The organism is Citrobacter sp. MGH 55 (assembly GCF_016906145.1).
GTDB classification, from domain to species: Bacteria; Pseudomonadota; Gammaproteobacteria; order Enterobacterales; family Enterobacteriaceae; genus Citrobacter_A; species Citrobacter_A amalonaticus.
Genome location: NZ_CP070239.1, coordinates 4,717,841 through 4,737,446, shown reverse-complemented (window position 1 = coordinate 4,737,446; position 19,606 = coordinate 4,717,841). Strand labels below are relative to the sequence as shown.

18 protein-coding genes are annotated in these 19,606 nt (G+C 54.6%); 11 read left to right on the top strand and 7 right to left on the bottom strand.

Annotated features, from left to right (window positions below; genetic code table 11):
- Window positions 1-3 precede the first annotated feature (3 nt).
- On the top strand, window positions 4-1,137 hold the full coding sequence (gene wzz(fepE), locus JTI98_RS19805; protein WP_216082273.1) for an LPS O-antigen length regulator Wzz(fepE): 1,134 nt from the start codon (window positions 4-6) through the stop codon (window positions 1,135-1,137).
- Between the two features lie 37 nt (window positions 1,138-1,174).
- Here the strand turns inward: wzz(fepE) and fepC are convergent, their stop codons facing one another.
- The 3 genes from fepC to fepD are packed head-to-tail and all read right to left on the bottom strand — an operon-like array spanning window position 1,175 to window position 3,959.
- Window positions 1,175-1,969 (bottom strand): iron-enterobactin ABC transporter ATP-binding protein, encoded by a 795-nt coding sequence (fepC, locus tag JTI98_RS19800; protein WP_216081704.1) that lies wholly within the window; start codon window positions 1,967-1,969, stop codon window positions 1,175-1,177.
- Complete coding sequence (gene fepG, locus JTI98_RS19795; protein WP_109739989.1) at window positions 1,966-2,958, bottom strand: iron-enterobactin ABC transporter permease; 993 nt, start codon at window positions 2,956-2,958, stop codon at window positions 1,966-1,968. The genes fepC and fepG overlap by 4 nt, the downstream gene beginning before the upstream one ends.
- Window positions 2,955-3,959 carry a Fe(3+)-siderophore ABC transporter permease gene (gene fepD / locus JTI98_RS19790; RefSeq protein ID WP_044326712.1) on the bottom strand — a complete coding sequence of 335 codons (1,005 nt, stop codon included), beginning with the start codon at window positions 3,957-3,959 and terminating at the stop codon, window positions 2,955-2,957. The genes fepG and fepD overlap by 4 nt, the downstream gene beginning before the upstream one ends.
- Before the next feature lie 111 nt (window positions 3,960-4,070).
- Between fepD and entS the strand changes: the two genes are divergently transcribed.
- A complete protein-coding gene (gene entS / locus JTI98_RS19785; RefSeq protein ID WP_216081703.1) occupies window positions 4,071-5,309 on the top strand; it encodes an enterobactin transporter EntS in 1,239 nt (412 codons plus the stop codon).
- 49 nt (window positions 5,310-5,358) lie between these two features.
- Here entS and fepB read toward each other — a convergent pair whose 3' ends face one another.
- Window positions 5,359-6,297, bottom strand: a complete 939-nt coding sequence (gene fepB, locus JTI98_RS19780) for a Fe2+-enterobactin ABC transporter substrate-binding protein (RefSeq protein ID WP_043001460.1) — start codon at window positions 6,295-6,297, stop codon at window positions 5,359-5,361.
- 184 nt (window positions 6,298-6,481) lie between these two features.
- On the opposite strand from fepB, the gene entC reads away from it, so the two are divergent.
- The 7 genes from entC to JTI98_RS19745 all read left to right on the top strand — a co-directional run bounded on the left by entC (window position 6,482) and on the right by JTI98_RS19745 (window position 13,862).
- On the top strand, window positions 6,482-7,657 hold the full coding sequence (gene entC / locus JTI98_RS19775; protein WP_216081702.1) for an isochorismate synthase EntC: 1,176 nt from the start codon (window positions 6,482-6,484) through the stop codon (window positions 7,655-7,657).
- 9 nt (window positions 7,658-7,666) lie between these two features.
- Window positions 7,667-9,274, top strand: coding sequence for a (2,3-dihydroxybenzoyl)adenylate synthase EntE (gene entE / locus JTI98_RS19770; RefSeq protein WP_216082272.1), 1,608 nt, complete (start codon window positions 7,667-7,669; stop codon window positions 9,272-9,274).
- Window positions 9,275-9,287: 13 nt separating this feature from the next.
- The gene (locus JTI98_RS19765; RefSeq protein ID WP_044326716.1) at window positions 9,288-10,145 is read left to right on the top strand and encodes an isochorismatase; all 858 of its coding nucleotides are present in this window, start codon (window positions 9,288-9,290) and stop codon (window positions 10,143-10,145) included.
- A complete protein-coding gene (entA, locus tag JTI98_RS19760; protein ID WP_216081701.1) occupies window positions 10,145-10,900 on the top strand; it encodes a 2,3-dihydro-2,3-dihydroxybenzoate dehydrogenase EntA in 756 nt (251 codons plus the stop codon). The genes JTI98_RS19765 and entA overlap by 1 nt, the downstream gene beginning before the upstream one ends.
- A 2-nt stretch (window positions 10,901-10,902) precedes the next feature.
- Entirely contained in the window at window positions 10,903-11,316 is a 414-nt protein-coding gene (entH, locus tag JTI98_RS19755; RefSeq protein ID WP_043001455.1) for a proofreading thioesterase EntH, read from the top strand.
- A gap of 185 nt (window positions 11,317-11,501) precedes the next feature.
- A complete protein-coding gene (cstA, locus tag JTI98_RS19750; RefSeq protein WP_043001454.1) occupies window positions 11,502-13,607 on the top strand; it encodes a pyruvate/proton symporter CstA in 2,106 nt (701 codons plus the stop codon).
- Window positions 13,608-13,664: 57 nt separating this feature from the next.
- Window positions 13,665-13,862 carry a YbdD/YjiX family protein gene (locus tag JTI98_RS19745; protein ID WP_043001453.1) on the top strand — a complete coding sequence of 66 codons (198 nt, stop codon included), beginning with the start codon at window positions 13,665-13,667 and terminating at the stop codon, window positions 13,860-13,862.
- Window positions 13,863-13,910: 48 nt separating this feature from the next.
- On the opposite strand, the gene JTI98_RS19740 is transcribed toward JTI98_RS19745, so the two are convergent.
- The 3 genes from JTI98_RS19740 to dsbG form a co-directional block, all read right to left on the bottom strand.
- On the bottom strand, window positions 13,911-14,528 hold the full coding sequence (locus JTI98_RS19740; RefSeq protein WP_044326974.1) for a ParB/RepB/Spo0J family partition protein: 618 nt from the start codon (window positions 14,526-14,528) through the stop codon (window positions 13,911-13,913).
- The gene (locus JTI98_RS19735) at window positions 14,513-15,736 is read right to left on the bottom strand and encodes a phosphoadenosine phosphosulfate reductase (RefSeq protein WP_216081700.1); all 1,224 of its coding nucleotides are present in this window, start codon (window positions 15,734-15,736) and stop codon (window positions 14,513-14,515) included. The genes JTI98_RS19740 and JTI98_RS19735 overlap by 16 nt, the downstream gene beginning before the upstream one ends.
- Window positions 15,737-16,067: 331 nt before the next feature.
- The gene (gene dsbG, locus JTI98_RS19730) at window positions 16,068-16,814 is read right to left on the bottom strand and encodes a thiol:disulfide interchange protein DsbG (RefSeq protein ID WP_044328661.1); all 747 of its coding nucleotides are present in this window, start codon (window positions 16,812-16,814) and stop codon (window positions 16,068-16,070) included.
- A 376-nt stretch (window positions 16,815-17,190) separates the two neighbouring features.
- Between dsbG and ahpC the strand changes: the two genes are divergently transcribed.
- Together ahpC and ahpF are read left to right on the top strand one after the other, a co-directional pair.
- Window positions 17,191-17,754, top strand: coding sequence for an alkyl hydroperoxide reductase subunit C (ahpC, locus tag JTI98_RS19725; protein WP_002894394.1), 564 nt, complete (start codon window positions 17,191-17,193; stop codon window positions 17,752-17,754).
- A gap of 243 nt (window positions 17,755-17,997) precedes the next feature.
- Window positions 17,998-19,563, top strand: a complete 1,566-nt coding sequence (ahpF, locus tag JTI98_RS19720; RefSeq protein WP_044266406.1) for an alkyl hydroperoxide reductase subunit F — start codon at window positions 17,998-18,000, stop codon at window positions 19,561-19,563.
- The last annotated feature ends 43 nt before the right edge of the window (window positions 19,564-19,606 follow it).

Here is a 19,606-nt window from a genome sequence, read left to right as displayed (position 1 = left end):
GGTATGCCGTCACTTAATATTCAGCAGGGTAAAAATACGGAACTTACTGATTTTCCGTTGCCTCACACTCAGCATAATGAAATCGATTTAGTAAATCTGATTGATATTTTATGGCAGGCTAAAAAACGCATTATCGTGTGCACGCTCGCGTTTGCGTGCGTCGGGTTATTTGTCACTTTCTTTTTGCCACAACGCTGGACCAGCGAAGCGGTGGTGACGCCAGCTGAGTCAATTCAGTGGCAGGATCTGCAAAGAACGCTGACGGGATTACGGGTTCTGGATGTCGATGTCAATGTGGATCGTAACAGTACCTTCAATCTCTTCATCAAGAAATTTCAGTCAACTTCACTGCTGGAGCAATATTTACGCTCGTCACCGTATGTGATGGAGCAGTTAAAAGGGGCGAAAATCGATGAACTGGATCTGCATCGGGCCATTGTCGCGCTGAGCGAAAAGATGAGCGCGGTAGACAGCAATGTCGGAAAGAAAAATGAAACAGCACTGTACACGTCATGGGTGCTGAGTTTTACGGCTCCAGCCAAAGAAGAGGCGCAACAGGTCCTGGCGGGCTATATCCAGTTTATTTCTGAGATAGTCGTGCAGGACTCGCTGGAAAATATTCGCAATCAGCTGGAGGTTAAAACCCGCTTTGAGAAAGAGCGTCTGGCTCTGGAGCGCGTCAAACTTAAAAATCAGCTGGATACCAATATTCAACGACTCAATTATTCTCTGGAGATTGCAAATGCCGCCGGAATTAAAAAGCCGGTTTACAGTAATGGCCAGGCGGTGAAAGACGATCCTGATTTTTCTATTTCTCTGGGCGCTGATGGGATCCAGCGAAAGCTGGAGATTGAAAAATCAGTCACGGATGTGGCTGAACTGAATGCGGAGCTAAAAAACCGGCAGTATTATGTTGAACAACTGGAGTCCGTCAATGTTCAGGACGTGAAATTTTCGCCGTTCAAATATCAGCTTAAGCCTTCATTACCGGTGAAAAAACAGGGGCCGGGTAGAATGATCGTGGTCGTGCTGGCGGCACTGTTGGGAGGGATTGTGGCCTGCGGTGGCGTACTTCTCCAGCATGCAATGGTATCGCGTAAACGGGATGACGCCACGATCAACGAACGTCTGGTCTGATTGCCGACCGGAAGGTTCTGCGCCTTCCGGCCAGCGGTTAACGGCGGCCCAGTGGCACCACCAACGGTGTGCCCGCAACCGGGTCGTCGATAATCATGCAACGCAGCCCATAGATTTTCTCAATTAATTCTGCGGTGACAATTTCCTTCGGCGCGCCCTCTGCGACAATTTTTCCTTCACGCAGCGCGATCAAATGAGTGGCATAGCGACAGGCCTGGTTGAGGTCATGCAGCACGGCGGCGAGGGTGTAGCCTTTCTCGCGATTCAGTTCGCTCAGTAATTCCAGCAAATCAATCTGATGACTGATATCCAGCCAGGTGGTTGGTTCATCGAGCAGCATGATTGACGTTTCCTGCGCCAGAACCATCGCTATCCACGCGCGCTGACGCTGACCACCGGATAGCGTATCCACACTTTGCCCGGCCAGATGCGTAATACCAGTGGCGCGCATGGCCTGCGTCACGGCATCTTCATCTTCTTTGCGCCAACGGGTAAACAGCGGCTGATGCGGATAGCGCCCACGCGCCACCAGTTCCTGCACGGTGATATCGCCTGGCGTCGTGGCATTTTGCGCCAGCAAACCGATGCGGCGAGCGACCTCTTTGCTGGGATAGCGCTGAATCGGCTCACCGTCCAGCCAGACGTGACCGTTTGCCGGGGTCATCAGCCGACTGAGAGTCCGCAACAGCGTCGATTTCCCGCAGCCATTGGGTCCGATTATGGCCGTGAAATGACCATCGGGAATAGTGACGTTGAGGTCTTCGGCAACGATGAACTTTCCATAACCCAGCGTTAACTGGTCGCCACGCAAACGGGCTACTGATTCGGTCATTTTTTGCGGGACTCCTGAATTAACAAGGCGATAAGGTAAATACCGCCGATACTCACGGTGACGACACCCACCGGAAGCTGATAAGGCATAAACAGTTGCTGTGCGCACAAATCGGCTGCCAGCAGTAACAGTGCGCCGCAGAGCGCGGCCTGGGTTAATCCCCAACGCGCGGTGCCGCTCAGGCGACGGGCGATATGTGGGGCAACCAGCGCAATAAAGGAAATCGGCCCGGCCAGCGCAGTGGCGGCTGCGGTTAACACCACGGCGACCAGCATCATGGCGAGCCGCGAGCGCTCTACGCTGACTCCCAACGCGCAGGCGCTGTCATCCCCCATTTCCAGCAGACGCATGCGCCGTACCAGCAGTGCGGCGCCTGCCAGCATGAGCATAATGATCGGCGCGGAGGGCCAGGTTTTCGCCCAGGTCAAACCGTTAAGCGATCCGGCATTCCACAATCCGGCAGCCAGTGCCGTGTCCAGCGAAGCCTTCAACAACAGCCAGGTGTTAAACGCAAACAGCATGGCACGAATGCCGATGCCGATAATGATCAGACGGAAGGTTTCAATACCGTTACGCCAGGCCAGCAGCCAGACCACCAGTGACGTCAGGATCCCGCCAGCCATCGCCGCCAGCGCGATAGCCGTCAGATGCTGGCCAAACAGCACCATCGCGACCAGTACGCCGCTCCAGGCGCCGGTGTTAAAGCCCATCACGTCCGGGCTGCCGAGCGGGTTACGCATCAGGGACTGAAAAATTGCTCCACTGACGCCGAGTGCCGCGCCAATCAGTAGCGCCATCAACACGCGTGGCAAGCGCCACTCGGTCACTACCATCGTCAGGCTGCGCGGCGCATCGCCGGTAAAAGCAGCAATAATTTGTGAGGTTTCCAGTGTCACTGCGCCACTGCGCAGACCCCAGAGCGCGAAGATCAGGTTGCCGACCGTTAGCAGCAGGCACGCGATCAGCAGGCGACGCGATACGTACATCATGCGGTACCTCGCGGACGACGACGAACCAGAAAGATCAGCACCGGAGCGCCAATAAAGGCGCTCACAACTGACACGCGCAGCTCGCCGGGAACAATCAGGCGGCCAATGATATCGGCAAAAAGCAACAGAACAGGCGTGGCGATAAGCGTCACCGGGAGCGACCAACGGTGGTCGGCACCAACCAGCCAGCGCGACATATGCGGCATCATCAGGCCGATAAACGCAATCGGCCCAACAATCGCCGTGGCACTCCCGCACAGGACGGTGATGGCTAACAGACCAATCAGTTGCGTACGCGCGACTTTGCTACCAAGCGCGGTGGCGGTATCACTTCCCAGACTCAGGCTGTTCAACGCCCGACTGAGCATCAGCGCAGTGGTACCGGCTATCAGCACCGGCAGAATAACCACCTTGAGGGTTTGCAGATTGCGGATATCCAGTGAACCGGCCTGCCAGTAACGAAGCTGATCGTAGACGTCAGGATTCAGCAGGGAAATACCGCTGGTGAGACCTTCCAGAACCGCGGCGAGCGCGACGCCCGCCAGCGTCAGACGTACCGGGCTCAACTGACCGCCACCCTGACTGCCCGTAAACGCCACAATCAGTGACGCCACCAGCGCGCCGATAAAGGCCATCACCAGTTGTTCCTGCGGTGTGGAAAAGCCGAACAGCGCTGCCCCCAGCACGATGGCAAAACTGGCTCCGGCATTGACGCCAAGCAGCCCAGGATCGGCCAGCGGATTGCGGGTGAGCGTTTGCATTAACGCCCCGGCGAGTCCCAGCGCGCCTCCGGCCAGCAATCCTGCGAGCGTTCGCGGCAGGCGGGCGTCCAGCACGATAGTGCAATCGGCACTTTGACAGGTGCCGGTGAGCGCTTCCATCACCACGGAGACGGGTAAGGATTTTGCACCGATGGTCAGACTTAAAGCCGTGGCAATAACCAGTAATAACAACAATCCGGGCACGGCAAGGGCACGCGTCACGGAAACAGAACATGACATATCAACTTCCCTGATAATGATAGTAATTATCGTTATCGATCTTATTTGATTATGTTAGCATGTGCAGCCATTGAATGGATAATGAAAAAAAGATCGCATTAAGGCGTTGTAATGAATCGACAATCCTGGCTGCTGAACCTCAGTTTGCTGAAGACACACCCGGCATTTCGCGCGGTCTTCCTGGCCCGTTTTATCTCTATTGTTTCGCTCGGACTGCTCGGCGTCGCGGTACCCGTACAGATCCAGATGATGACGCATTCCACCTGGCAGGTGGGGCTTTCGGTAACGCTGACCGGCAGCGCGATGTTTGTCGGGTTGATGGTCGGTGGTGTCCTCGCCGATCGCTATGAACGTAAAAAAGTGATCCTGCTGGCGCGCGGTACCTGCGGTATTGGCTTCATCGGTCTGTGCCTGAACGCCATGCTGCCGGAGCCTTCGTTGATTGCCATTTATTTGTTGGGTCTGTGGGACGGCTTTTTTGCCTCGCTGGGCGTGACGGCATTGCTGGCGGCGACGCCTGCGCTGGTGGGGCGTGAAAACCTGATGCAGGCAGGGGCGATTACCATGCTGACCGTGCGTCTGGGCTCGGTGATTTCGCCCATGCTGGGTGGGCTGTTGCTCGCCACCGGCGGTGTGGCCTGGAATTACGGTCTGGCGGCGGCAGGTACCTTTATCACCTTACTGCCGCTGTTAAGTCTTCCGGCACTGCCGCCACCGCCACAGCCGCGTGAACATCCGCTGAATGCGCTACTCGCGGCGTTTCGCTTCTTGCTTGCCAGTCCGCTTGTCGGCGGTATTGCGCTGCTCGGCGGCCTGATGACGATGGCAAGCGCTGTGCGCGTGCTCTATCCGGCACTGGCGATTAGCTGGCAGATGTCAGCGGCACAGATTGGCATGCTGTACGCCGCCATCCCGCTTGGGGCGGCGGTTGGCGCGCTCACCAGCGGGAAACTGGCGCACAGCCTGCGTCCGGGGTTAATTATGCTGGCCACGACCATCGGGTCGTTTCTGGCGATTGGCCTGTTTGCCCTGATGCCCGTCTGGGCGTTAGGCGTGGTGTGTCTGGCGCTATTCGGCTGGCTGAGCGCTATTAGTTCGCTGTTGCAGTACACGATGCTGCAAACGCAGACGCCGGAAAATATGTTAGGGCGCATCAACGGTTTGTGGACGGCGCAAAACGTCACCGGGGACGCCATTGGTGCGGCGTTATTAGGCGGTCTGGGAGCGATCATGACGCCGGTGGCGTCGGCGAGCGTTAGCGGCTTTGGTCTGGTGATTGTGGGACTGCTACTGCTGCTGTTACTCAGTGAATTACGTCGATTCCGGCAAACGCCGCCGGAACCGGCATAGTATGAGACTGGCCGGATAACGCGTTATCTCCGCCATCCGGTAATGACAATTAAAACAGTGTGGCGAGACGGTTTAACACCTGCATCGCGCTGTAATAATCCAGACGGAAAGACTCGGTGCCCAGGGCGTAGACGCGCTTGTTCTGTACTGCAGGCAGGTGCGCCAGCAGTGGGTTGGCGTAGATCGCCTGCTCATCTTTCTCGTCACCGGCAAACAGGAACAGCGCCTCGCCGTTCAGTCCGGCCGCCAGATTTTCACCGCCAAGCTGAATGATATCGTGACGTTTCCCCTGGCTTTGGCTGGGCTGCAGTCCGCCAGGCAACGTTGCCAGCGTAAAGCCGAGTTGCTCCAGCATTTTTCCCTGCGCAGACTCTGGCGTCCACAGATTGGCTCTGTGGGCGGCGGCGGTGTAGACCAGCGCGCTCACCGGTTGTGGCGGCAACGTCAACTGCTGCTTAACGATGGTTAGCTGCTTATCAAATTCGGCAATACGTGCGGAGGCCTGTTTCTCCTGGCCGGTAATCTCGCCCAACTGCGTCAGCAGCGACTGCCAGCTTTTATCGTCGTAATTGATGATAAGCGTCGGGGCAATAGGCGAGAGCTGATCGTACAGCGCCAGGGCGGAGTCGCCGCCGGTCGCGCTAATCAGAATGAGATCGGGCATTTGTGCTGCCACCGCTTCGGCGTTCGGTTCACCAATATACAGGCGCGTCAACTTGCGTGCTTTTGCCACGTCGCCCCACTGACGTAAGAAACCCTGATCGTCAGCCACGCGGTTATTGGGGGTTGTCGCCCCGCTGGCGACCACCGGTGCATCAATCGCCAGTAATGAACCGGTCAGCGTGACGCTGGTAGAGACGATGCGTTCAGGTTTGTGTTCCAGCGTATGGTTGCCGCGAATGTCGGTCACCTGACGCGGCCAGTCCGCCGCATGAGCTGAGGAGAATCCGAAAACGAAGAGCGTAACGAGCAGGGAAGGCAGTCTCACAAATCAGTTCCTGTGCTGAGTTATTAATGCTTCTCATTTTCATTATTAAGCGTAAGGGATGCAAGCGTTAGTCGCACATTGTGCTACCTCAAGAGTTGACATGTCGCCTGTTTGCTTTTAGGTTAGCGCCCGAAAATATAAATGATAATCATTATTAAAACCTTTATCATTTTTGGAGGATGATATGGATACGTCTTTGGCCGAGGAAGTTCAGCAGACCATGGCAACACTTGCACCCCAGTGTTTTTTCTTTATGTCGCCGTATCGGAGTTTCACGACGTCAGGATGCTTCGCCCGCTTCGATGAACCCGCCATTAACGGTGATTCGCCAGACAGCCCCTTCCAACAAAAATTACACGCACTGTTCACCGATGCCAAAGCGCAGGGTATCGCAAACCCGGTTATGGTGGGGGCGATTCCGTTCGATACTCGCCAGCCATCGTCGCTGTTTATTCCTCAGCGCTGGCAGACCTTTTCTCGTCAGGAAAAGCAGCGATCATCACGTTACTTTACCGATCATCAAACACTCAACGTCACGGCGCGTAACGCGATTCCCGAGCAGGAGACGTTCGAAGCGATGGTCGCGCGCGCCGCTGCGCTGACAGCGACGCCTGAAGTCGACAAAGTGGTGCTGTCACGACTGATTGACATCACCACCGACGCTGAGATCAACAGCGGTGCGCTGCTGGAACGTTTGGTGGCGCAAAACCCGGTTAGTTACAACTTCCATGTCCCACTGCGCGATGGCGGCATTTTGCTCGGCGCGAGCCCAGAATTGTTGCTGCGCAAAGAAGGCGATCGCTTCAGCTCGCTGCCGCTGGCGGGCTCCGCGCGCCGTCAGCCTGATGACCTGCTGGATCGGGAAGCCGGAAACCGCCTGCTGGCCTCTGAAAAAGATCGCCATGAACATGAGCTGGTTACGCAGGCGATGAAAACCGTACTGCGCGATCGCTGTCAGGATCTACAACTACCGTCTTCACCGCAGCTCATCACCACGCCCACGCTCTGGCACCTCGGCACGCCGTTTGAAGGCACAGCCAATGCCGGAGAAAACGCCCTGACGCTGGCTTGTCTGCTGCACCCGACGCCTGCGTTGAGCGGTTTCCCGCATCAGGTGGCAAAACAACTGATTGCCGAACTGGAGCCGTTTGATCGCGAACTGTTTGGTGGCATCGTCGGCTGGTGTGACGCCGAAGGCAACGGAGAGTGGGTAGTGACCATCCGCTGCGCGACATTACGGAAAAACCAGGTGCGTCTGTTTGCAGGCGCAGGGATCGTCCCGGCCTCTTCACCGGTGGGGGAATGGCGTGAAACCGGCGTCAAACTTTCCACCATGTTGAACGTTTTTGGATTGCATTAAGGAGCGATGATGAGCATTCCTTTCACCCGGTGGCCTGACGAATTTGCCCGTCGGTACCGCGAAAAAGGCTACTGGCAGGATCTGCCGCTGACGGATATTTTGACCCGCCATGCAGAAAGCGACCATACGGCGGTCATCGAGGGTGAGCGCCAGTTGAGCTATCGTGAACTGAACCAGGCGGTGGATAACCTCGCCTGTACGCTGCGCCGTCAGGGGATCAAATCCGGCGAAACCGCGCTGGTACAACTGGGCAACGTGGCGGAGTTGTATATCACGTTCTTTGCGCTGCTGAAGCTTGGCGTCGCGCCCGTGCTTGCGCTGTTCAGTCATCAACGCACCGAACTTACCGCGTATACGACGCAGATCGAGCCCGCGCTGCTGATTGCCGATCGTCAGCACGCGCTGTTTGCCGACAATGATTTTCTGAATACGTTTATTGCTCAGCATAATTCTATTCGCGTGGTGCATCTGCTCAATGACAGTGGCGAGCACTGCCTGCAAGCGGCGATAAACCAGCCGGCAGACGCGTTTACCACTACGCCATCGCCTGCGGATGAGGTGGCGTACTTCCAGCTCTCTGGCGGCACGACCGGGACGCCGAAGCTGATCCCGCGAACCCACAACGACTATTACTACAGCGTGCGTCGTAGTAATGAAATCTGTCACTTCACCGCCGATACGCGTTTTTTATGCGCCATCCCTGCTGCGCATAACTACGCCATGAGTTCACCCGGATCGCTGGGCGTATTTCTGGCGGGGGGAACGGTCGTACTGGCCGCGGACCCGAGCGCCACGCTGTGCTTCCCGCTGATTGAAAAACATCAGATCAACGCGACGGCGCTGGTGCCGCCAGCGGTCAGCCTGTGGTTACAGGCGATTAATGAATGGGGCAGCAATGCGCAACTGGCTTCGCTGAAGCTGTTACAGGTTGGCGGTGCGCGCCTCTCCGCATCCCTGGCGGCGCGGATCCCAGCCGAAATCGGCTGCCAGTTGCAGCAGGTTTTCGGAATGGCGGAAGGTTTAGTGAACTATACCCGTCTCGACGACAACCCGGAGCGGGTAATCAATACCCAGGGGCGTCCGATGTGTCCGGATGATGAAGTGTGGGTGGCAGATGCCGACGGCAACCCGCTGCCACAAGGGGAAACGGGACGGCTAATGACACGTGGTCCCTATACCTTCCGCGGTTATTACAAAAGCCCGCAGCATAACGCCAGCGCATTTGACGACAACGGTTTTTACTGCTCAGGCGATCTGATCGCCATCGACGAGGATGGCTACATCACCGTTCAGGGACGAGAGAAAGATCAGATCAACCGTGGCGGCGAGAAGATTGCCGCGGAAGAGATCGAAAACCTGTTACTGCGTCATCAGGCGGTGATCCATGCGGCGCTGGTCAGTATGGAAGACGAGCTGCTGGGGGAGAAAAGCTGCGCGTATCTGGTGGTGAAAGAACCGCTGCGCGCGGTACAGGTTCGCCGCTTTCTGCGTGAGCAGGGCGTCGCTGAATTCAAGTTACCGGACCGGGTGGAAACCGTTGAGGCGCTGCCTCTGACCCCGGTGGGTAAAGTCGATAAAAAACAATTACGTCAGTGGCTGGCAACACGTTCGGCCTGAAGGAGAACACGCAATGGCAATTCCTAAACTGCAGGCTTACGCGCTGCCAACCGCGCTCGATATTCCGGTCAATAAGGTCAACTGGACGTTCGAGCCGGACCGTGCAGCGCTGCTGATCCACGATATGCAGGACTACTTCGTCAGCTTCTGGGGTGAAAACTGTCCGATGATGGAACAGGTGATCGCCAATATCGCCGCGCTGCGCAATTACTGTAAAGTCCATAATATTCCGGTTTATTACACCGCACAGCCGAAGGAGCAGAGCGATGAAGATCGTGCCCTGCTTAACGACATGTGGGGGCCGGGACTGACACGCTCACCAGAGCAGCAAAAAGTGGTTGCCGCGTTGGCGCCGGATGAAGCTGATAATGTACTGGTGAAATGGCGTTACAGCGCGTTTCACCGTTCTCCGCTGGAACTGATGCTGAAAGAAACCGGTCGCGATCAGCTGATTATCACCGGGGTATATGCGCACATTGGTTGCATGACCACCGCGACGGATGCTTTTATGCGCGATATCAAGCCGTTCATGGTAGCGGACGCGCTGGCCGACTTTAGCCGTGAAGAGCACCTGATGTCGCTGAAGTATGTTGCGGGACGTTCAGGTCGCGTCGTAATGACTCAGGAGTTGTTGCCCGCGCCGGTACCAACCAGCAAAGATGAACTGCGCGCGCTGATTTTACCGCTGCTCGATGAGTCCGATGAACCGATGGATGACGAGAACCTGATCGATTACGGTCTCGACTCGGTACGGATGATGGCGCTGGCAGCACGCTGGCGGAAAGTGCATGGTGATATCGACTTCGTGATGCTGGCGAAAAACCCGACCATTGATGCCTGGTGGGCGCTACTCTCTCGTGAGGTGCGCTGATGGCTGGATTCGATTTTCACGGCAAAACGGTGTGGGTCACCGGCGCAGGTAAAGGCATTGGTTATGCCACGGCGCTGGCGTTTGTTGAGGCCGGAGCACAGGTCACGGGCTTCGATCGTGAGTTCACTTTGCAGGATTACCCGTTTGTTACCGAGGTGATGGATGTGGCGGATGCCGGACAGGTGGCTGAGGTCTGTCAGCGCCTGCTGGTGCAAACCGACCGGCTGGACGTGCTGGTGAATGCTGCCGGGATTTTACGCATGGGCGCGACCGACGCGCTGAGTCCGCGCGACTGGCAGCAGACGTTTGCAGTTAACGTTGGAGGTGCTTTTAATCTGTTCCAGCAGACGATGGCGCAGTTTCGCCATCAGCGGGGTGGGGCGATAGTGACCGTGGCTTCAGACGCCGCGCATACGCCACGTATAGGCATGAGCGCCTATGGGGCGTCGAAGGCGGCGCTGAAAAGTCTGGCGCTGACCGTCGGGCTGGAACTGGCGGGCAGCGGAGTGCGCTGTAATCTGGTGTCGCCAGGATCAACGGATACTGACATGCAGCGCATGCTGTGGGTCAGTGATGATGCGGAACAGCAGCGCATTCGCGGCTTTGGTGAGCAGTTTAAGCTCGGTATTCCTTTAGGCAAAATTGCCCGACCGCAGGAGATCGCTAACACCATTCTGTTCCTTGCCTCCGATCTGGCCAGCCACATTACGCTGCAGGACATCGTGGTGGACGGCGGCTCCACGCTGGGAGCGTAACGATGATCTGGAAACGTCATTTCACGCTTGATGAACTGAACGCCACCAGTCAGAACACGATGGTGGCGCATCTGGGCATTATCTATACCCGACTTGGTGACGACGTGCTGGAAGCCGAAATGCCGGTGGATACCCGCACACACCAGCCCTTTGGTTTACTGCACGGCGGAGCCTCAGCGGCGCTGGCCGAAACGTTAGGTTCAATGGCGGGTTATCTGATGACCCGCGACGGGCAATGCGTGGTTGGGACAGAACTGAATGCCACTCATCACCGGGCGGTTTCGCAGGGTAAGGTGCGCGGTGTCTGCCAGCCGCTGCATCTGGGGCGTCAAAGCCAGAGCTGGGAAATCGTGGTGTTTGATGAGCAAGGGCGGCGTTGCTGTACTTGCCGACTGGGAACCGCAGTGTTGGGCTGAGCACGCTTAATGTTATGTGATTGCAGCGTTAACGGGTGAATGGAGTGATCCAGTTAACAATGCAATGTAAATAGTCGGTGATACTTCAGGTTTATTGGGTTGTCAGGTTGTTAAAACCAGAAAAGATGTTATAGAAACAAAATGTAACATCTCTCTTCTCTGGAACACGCAAACGGATAACAACCATGAATAAATCAGGGAAATACCTCATCTGGACAGTGCTCTCGGTAATGGGTGCATTTGCTCTGGGTTATATTGCGCTAAACCGTGGGGAACAGATCAACGCACTGTGGATAGTCGTGGCGTCGGTCTGTGTCTATCTCATTGCCTATCGTTTTTACGGTCTGTACATCGCCAAAAATGTGCTGGCGGTTGACCCGACGCGGATGACGCCTGCAGTACGCCATAACGACGGGCTCGACTACGTCCCCACCGATAAAAAAGTCTTGTTTGGTCACCATTTTGCGGCGATTGCCGGCGCGGGTCCGTTAGTCGGGCCGGTACTGGCGGCGCAAATGGGCTATTTGCCGGGCATGATTTGGCTGCTGGCTGGCGTGGTTTTAGCCGGGGCGGTACAGGATTTCATGGTGCTCTTCGTGTCGACGCGTCGCGATGGCCGCTCGCTGGGTGAACTGGTCAAAGAAGAGATGGGCCCAACCGCAGGGGTGATTGCGCTGGTGGCCTGTTTCATGATCATGGTGATTATCCTTGCGGTGCTGGCGATGATCGTGGTGAAAGCGCTGACCCACAGTCCGTGGGGAACCTACACCGTCGCGTTTACGATTCCGTTGGCGATCTTTATGGGGATCTATCTGCGCTATCTGCGTCCGGGTCGTATCGGCGAAGTGTCGGTTATCGGTCTGGTGTTCCTCGTGTTTGCGATTATTTCCGGCGGCTGGGTTGCGGAAAGTCCTACCTGGGCGCCGTACTTTGACTTCACTGGCGTTCAGTTAACCTGGATGCTGGTGGGTTACGGCTTCGTGGCGGCGGTACTGCCGGTGTGGCTGCTGCTGGCGCCGCGTGACTACCTCTCAACCTTCCTGAAAATCGGGACCATTGTTGGTCTGGCGGTTGGCATTTTGATCATGCGTCCAACGCTGACGATGCCTGCGCTGACCAAATTCGTTGATGGTACCGGGCCGGTGTGGACAGGTAACCTGTTCCCGTTCCTGTTTATCACTATCGCCTGTGGCGCCGTTTCGGGTTTCCACGCGCTGATCTCCTCCGGCACGACGCCGAAGATGCTGGCAAACGAAGGTCAGGCTTGCTTCATTGGCTACGGCGGTATGCTGATGGAATCGTTTGTCGCCATCATGGCGCTGGTTTCTGCCTGCATCATCGATCCGGGCGTCTACTTCGCTATGAACAGCCCAATGGCCGTGCTGGCGCCTGCCGGCACGGCGGATGTGGTGGCGTCTGCCGCTCAGGTGGTCAGCAGTTGGGGCTTTGCGATTACGCCGGACACGCTGCATCAGATTGCTAACGAGGTGGGTGAGCAGTCGATTATCTCCCGTGCGGGTGGTGCGCCTACGCTGGCGGTGGGCATGGCCTATATCCTGCACGGCGCGCTGGGTGGGATGATGGATGTGGCCTTCTGGTATCACTTCGCCATTCTGTTCGAAGCGCTGTTTATTCTGACGGCGGTCGATGCGGGGACGCGTGCCGCGCGCTTCATGTTGCAGGATCTGCTGGGTGTCGTTTCTCCAGGCCTTAAACGTACGGACTCATTGCCTGCCAACCTGCTGGCGACCGCACTGTGCGTGCTGGCGTGGGGCTACTTCCTGCATCAGGGCGTGGTGGATCCGTTAGGCGGCATTAACACCCTGTGGCCGCTGTTTGGTATCGCTAACCAAATGCTGGCAGGTATGGCACTGATGCTCTGCGCGGTTGTCCTGTTCAAGATGAAACGTCAGCGTTATGCGTGGGTGGCGTTGGTGCCGACTGCATGGTTGCTGATTTGTACCCTGACGGCGGGCTGGCAGAAATCCTTCAGCCCAGATACAAAAGTGGGCTTCCTGGCGATTGCCAATAAGTTCCAGGCGATGATCGACAGCGGCAATATCCCGCCGCAGTACACGGAATCGCAACTGGCGCAACTGGTGTTTAACAACCGTCTGGATGCGGGCCTGACTATCTTCTTCATGGTGGTGGTCGTGGTACTGGCACTGTTCTCCATTAAGACGGCGCTCGCCGCTCTCAAAGAGGACAAGCCGACGGCAAAAGAGACGCCGTATGAGCCGATGCCGGAAAATGTGGAAGAGATCGTTGCGCAGGCCAAAGGCGCACACTAACGTGTAATTATGCCCCTCTCCCGATCGGGAGAGGGGATTTTCTGACAGGTGGTAATGATGTTTGATACGCTTTCGAAAGCCGGGAAATATCTGGGCCAGGCCGCGAAACTCATGATTGGCGTGCCGGACTATGACAACTATGTCGAGCATATGCGGATCACCCATCCGGATCAGACGCCTATGACCTATGAGGAGTTTTTCCGTGAGCGTCAGGATGCGCGCTATGGCGGAAAGGGCGGGGCGCGCTGCTGTTAAACTCAAGGATCTTCGGGCCGGATAAGCACGTCATCCGGCATAATCAGGTTATTTCACCGTCCACGCTTTTGAAAACCGACGACTGGCAAACAGCTCCTGAAGACCGTTGATCTGTTTCAGGCGCAGGACTTCGTCCTCGTCCATCCCCAGTTCCTTACCGATTTTTTCGTCTTCCCATCCCAGTAATGCCAGTTCACGTACGATCTCCGACATCGCGTGGATCTGATGACGACCACGGGCACGGTTATGACGAATAGTTGCTGCCATGCGGTCATGCCGCTCCCCTTCCAGACAAGTAATGGGTAAATAGCCTTTGAGACGGGATTTAAGCGAGGCTTTGCTTTTCCCCAGTTCATGGCGGTGAAAACCGTCGACGATCTCATACTCTTCTGGACTGGATTGGGTGGCAACAATAGGTTGGGTAAAGCCATCCGCCTCAATGGATTTCAGCAGCAGCTTTTTCTCCGGCGGAGCGACGTTATTAGGATTGTAATCGTTAGGCGAAATGTGATCGTTTTTTATCCATAGCACACAGTCAACCGGCTCGTCGCGAAATGGACTGACGCTGTGAATCGCCTTTCTGAACTCATTGATGGCTTTAATTCTTTCGTCATCAGATAAGCCAGAAAGATAGCTAAGGAGGTCCTGAGTTAATCGTTGTTGCATAAAATTCCCCATTCCTTGCGTTTCGCTTTCATGCGTTCGCTATAACGCTGGTAACTTTTCGGTTTAGTTGGGCTGAAAGAGAGCGCCCGACACCAGTAATCATTGTTCAATAACACTTTGCAGATGCGTCGCCAGGAGGGAATATCTTTCGAACCGATATCACCCGTCTGCGTTTGCGGGATCTCACCGAGGCCGTTTTTCTTGTACCACTGTAAATAGACGGCGATTTTGTTGCGGTAATGCTCTGCCGTGGAGATGGGCATGCTGAGCAGTAACAGCATGGCGTAGTCCTGCCAGCTCAAGTGATCGGGCTTGAGAATTTTTCGATGACCATAGAAGTGATTATCCTGCCCGGCGTAGATCCCGCCGCTCCTGACGCCACTCACGCGCTCGCACATCGCGGCCCATCTTTCCGGTTCAACAACATGATAGAGCCATAATCCCTGGCGCTGTTCAGGGCCAAATGGTTCACAAATACGCATGTAACGGGCCGGAACACCGGCCTGATACATCAGGTTGTAGAGCGGATTACAGGGCAAATTGGTGCGACCAAACCAGGTCCAGATATCAGCTGTTTTCCAGTCATACAGCGGATAGATATACCAGGTATGTCCGCCTGGTGCGGCGGTCGTCCAGGGTTTGTCATCGGCAAAACGCTGTTTACGTAAACTGGCGATTGCCACAAAACGGTTATAGGATTCATCGGCCCGAATCCCGATCATCATCGCTGCCGGGCGTTTATTCGAAAACCAGTCGGCAAATTCACGTACAAACTGTTCGAAGGTCATGCCGGATTGATAGAAGGGAAAATAACCCGGATCGGTGATGGCGTCTGGCGGCGGTTGACGAACCCACTGGGTATTGGGTTCCCAACACTGCCATTCAGGTTGAAACTGTGACAGTGAGTTTTGGGTGGTGAGCGGAAGGGCAACCCAATAAAAATGGTCGATGACATCGGCATACATTTCGCGCAACGCGGTAATATAACTAATGGTACAGGAAAATTGCGCTTCCCAGTCAATGAACAACACATTGATTTTTTTGTGTAGCTTACGGGCAATATTGGCCGTCAGATGCAACATCAAGCCAGAATCTTTACCACCGGAAAAGGAGACGCATACGCGGGGAAGATTTTCGAGAGTCCAGGTGATGCGTTCTTCAGCGGCTTCAAGAACATTTTGGTTTAATGATATTTTATAAACGGACATGTATCGCTTATCCTTAAACGTTAAAGTCATTCGCCTGAAATAGATATCCCTCTATAATATAAGCCTTTTTTGGGAACGTGCAATGCTTAAATAAATTCAATGAATTAATTAAATTATCTTAAATATATCCGTTTTGAATATATTTCAATTGATATTACATGTTCGCTATACAAGCTGGCGTGGTTAAAAACAAAGGAGTTTTGCAAAGAAATATTTCTTTCTGGTTTGAGTGTTACTTAAGTAAAACTTAAATGACGAAGTGATTTTTACAACGTGTTATGAGAAATATTCAGGGTAATTATATCTAATGGCATATAATTACCCGTATTACTTATGGATGTGTCATCATGGCATCCAGTTGCGCTTTTTCAGGCAAGCCAACGACCTGCTGAAGAACGTTATCTTTATTCATATAATAAATTGCGGGCGTGACGTTTGCGCCTAAATCATCCATGATTTTTTGGTTCATATTAAGGATTTTCATGTGTGCCGGAGAAATCGCTTTGGGCACCGTGAGCGCCATATTTCCGCCAGAGGCTTCATAATCATGCCAGGTTTTTGCCGGATCGTTCGATGCCAGAATGGCAGCGGCGGTAGCTGGGCTCTCTGGTTTGATGACGCCGACGAGTAGCGTTCGCAATTGGACTTTGCCGGACTCCACCCATGGGCGGGCCTGTTGCCAGAACTGTTTGCAATACGGACAGAAAGGATCAGCAAAAACATACAGCACCACCGGAGCCTCTTTTTTGCCATCGAGAAGCCAGTCGGCTTTTTCCATGCGCTGCCACATTTCCCGTCCGGCAGGCGCATAGATCTCTTTCTCTATCAATTGATTGCTCAGGTTTTCGCCTTTTTCATTGTACATGTAGCCTGAAATGGCCTGCTTGCCATCAGGTGTCAGGTAGATAGTGACCCCCATATCCTGATATTTCCCAAGATAGCCTTTCATCCCGCCGGGCGCATCGAACGACTTTATAATGGTAATCCCTTGTTTTTCTATCGCTTTAACGGGCGCAGGCAGGTCTTCGGCCCAGGCAAAAAGAGGGAGCAGGGAGAGCAAAAGCGTACGTTTTAACATCATTTATCCTTATAAATCAGAGCGATTGCGAGAACGGTGGGGAAACCTATCACAGCCATAGATAAGACCTCAGGCTGGAACGTTGCCCTTTGAGGAGTGGGGTGGTGTAATCATTCTCGCTGTTACAGCCTTTGTTAAGGTAATGTAGAGCGCAACACATAGCCAGTTTCACTGGCGCTGAAGTTACCCACGGGTAGTTCAGGTAACGGGGCTGCCTGCAAAGGTGGCCCTTTTTACTTTGCGTCGTAGCACGTTCACAACGTTGAATTGAGAGGTTTGTTAGCTAACGCTTATTGATTTGATAAAGGAAACGCATTAGCCCTGTCAGTCAATCTTCGGTAACTTATCTCTCAACGAAAACATGGAGGAAGTACAGATGTCTTTGATTAATACCAAAATTAAACCTTTTAAAAACCAGGCGTTCAAAAACGGTGAATTCATCGAAGTGACCGAGAAAGATACCGAAGGCCGCTGGAGCGTCTTCTTCTTCTATCCGGCTGACTTTACCTTCGTATGCCCGACCGAACTGGGTGACGTTGCAGACCATTACGAAGAACTGCAGAAGCTGGGCGTAGACGTTTACTCCGTCTCTACCGACACCCACTTTACCCACAAAGCATGGCACAGCAGCTCAGAGACCATCGCTAAAATCAAATATGCGATGATCGGCGACCCGACTGGCGCCCTGACCCGTAACTTCGACAACATGCGTGAAGACGAAGGTCTGGCAGACCGCGCGACGTTCGTTGTTGACCCGCAGGGTATCATCCAGGCGATCGAAGTTACCGCTGAAGGTATCGGCCGTGATGCTTCTGACCTGCTGCGTAAAATCAAAGCCGCTCAGTATGTTGCTTCTCACCCAGGCGAAGTGTGCCCGGCTAAGTGGAAAGAAGGCGAAGCGACGCTGGCTCCATCCCTTGATCTGGTCGGTAAAATCTAAAAATTCCGGCGTTTTTCATGCCACAGGTGTGTTGGCTGCGCTTATTCATCCCGGTCACTTACTTATGTAAGCTCCCGGGGATTCATAAGATTGCCGCCTTCCTGTGACAAGGAATACAGGGAATTTACCTCACATACGGGTGCTTATGGGTGCCCGTTTTATTCAGCACCATGACGCAAGTTGTATTAATGCAGACTCAGCCAAATCAGCTTGCATGATGATGTTTTCAGAGAGGGAAGAACAATGCTCGACACAAATATGAAAACCCAGCTCAAGGCTTATCTTGAGAAACTGACGAAACCTGTTGAGCTGATTGCGACGCTGGATGACAGCGCTAAATCGGCGGAAATCAAGGAACTGCTGGCTGAAATCGCTGGACTGTCAGAGAAAGTCACCTTTAAAGAAGACAACAGCCTGTCGGTGCGCAAACCCTCTTTCCTGATCACCAATCCGGGTTCAACGCAGGGGCCGCGTTTTGCAGGTTCTCCGCTGGGACATGAATTTACGTCGCTGGTTCTGGCGCTGTTGTGGACCGGTGGACACCCGTCAAAAGAAGCGCAGTCTCTGCTCGAGCAGATCCGCGAGATTGACGGCGATTTTGAATTTGAAACGTATTACTCACTCTCCTGCCATAACTGCCCTGACGTGGTGCAGGCACTGAACCTGATGGCGGTGCTGAACCCGCGTATCAAGCATACGGCGATTGATGGCGGCACGTTCCAGAACGAGATCACTGAGCGTAACGTGATGGGCGTACCGGCTGTCTACGTTAACGGGAAAGAGTTTGGTCAGGGTCGGATGACGCTGACGGAAATCGTGGCGAAAGTGGATACTGGCGCTGAAAAACGCGCCGCAGAAGAACTGAGCCAGCGTGATGCTTATGATGTTCTGATTGTCGGTTCCGGCCCTGCGGGGGCAGCTGCAGCGGTTTACTCCGCACGTAAAGGGATTCGTACCGGCCTGATGGGTGAGCGTTTTGGCGGCCAGGTACTCGATACTGTGGATATCGAAAACTACATCTCTGTCCCGAAAACGGAAGGGCAGAAGTTGGCTGGTGCACTGAAGGCGCACGTCGATGATTATGACGTGGATGTCATCGACAGCCAGAGCGCCAGCAAACTGGTGCCAGCGGCCAGCGAAGGCGGTTTGCATCAGATTGAAACCGCTTCCGGTGCGGTACTGAAAGCGCGCAGCATTATCATTGCTACCGGTGCGAAATGGCGCAACATGAACGTTCCGGGCGAAGATCAGTATCGTACCAAAGGCGTCACCTATTGCCCGCACTGCGATGGTCCGCTGTTTAAAGGCAAGCGTGTGGCGGTGATCGGCGGCGGTAACTCCGGCGTAGAAGCGGCGATTGATCTCGCAGGGATTGTGGAACACGTGACCCTGCTGGAATTTGCCCCGGAAATGAAGGCGGACCAGGTACTGCAGGACAAAGTTCGCAGCCTGAAAAACGTCGATATTATTCTGAACGCGCAGACGACAGAAGTGAAAGGCGATGGCACGAAAGTGGTTGGTCTGGAATACCGCGACCGTGTGAGCGGCGACGTTCACAACGTTGAACTGGCGGGGATCTTCGTCCAGATTGGCCTGTTGCCAAACACCACCTGGCTGGAAGGGGCGATTGAACGCAACCGGATGGGTGAAATCATCATCGACGCGAAATGCGAAACCAGTGTGAAGGGCGTATTTGCGGCGGGCGACTGCACCACCGTACCGTACAAGCAGATTATCATCGCGACCGGCGAAGGGGCGAAAGCCTCCCTGAGCGCCTTTGATTACCTGATTCGTACGAAGACGGCATAAAAAAAGAAAGTAAGACTACACCTGCAAAATGAAAGAGGTGCCG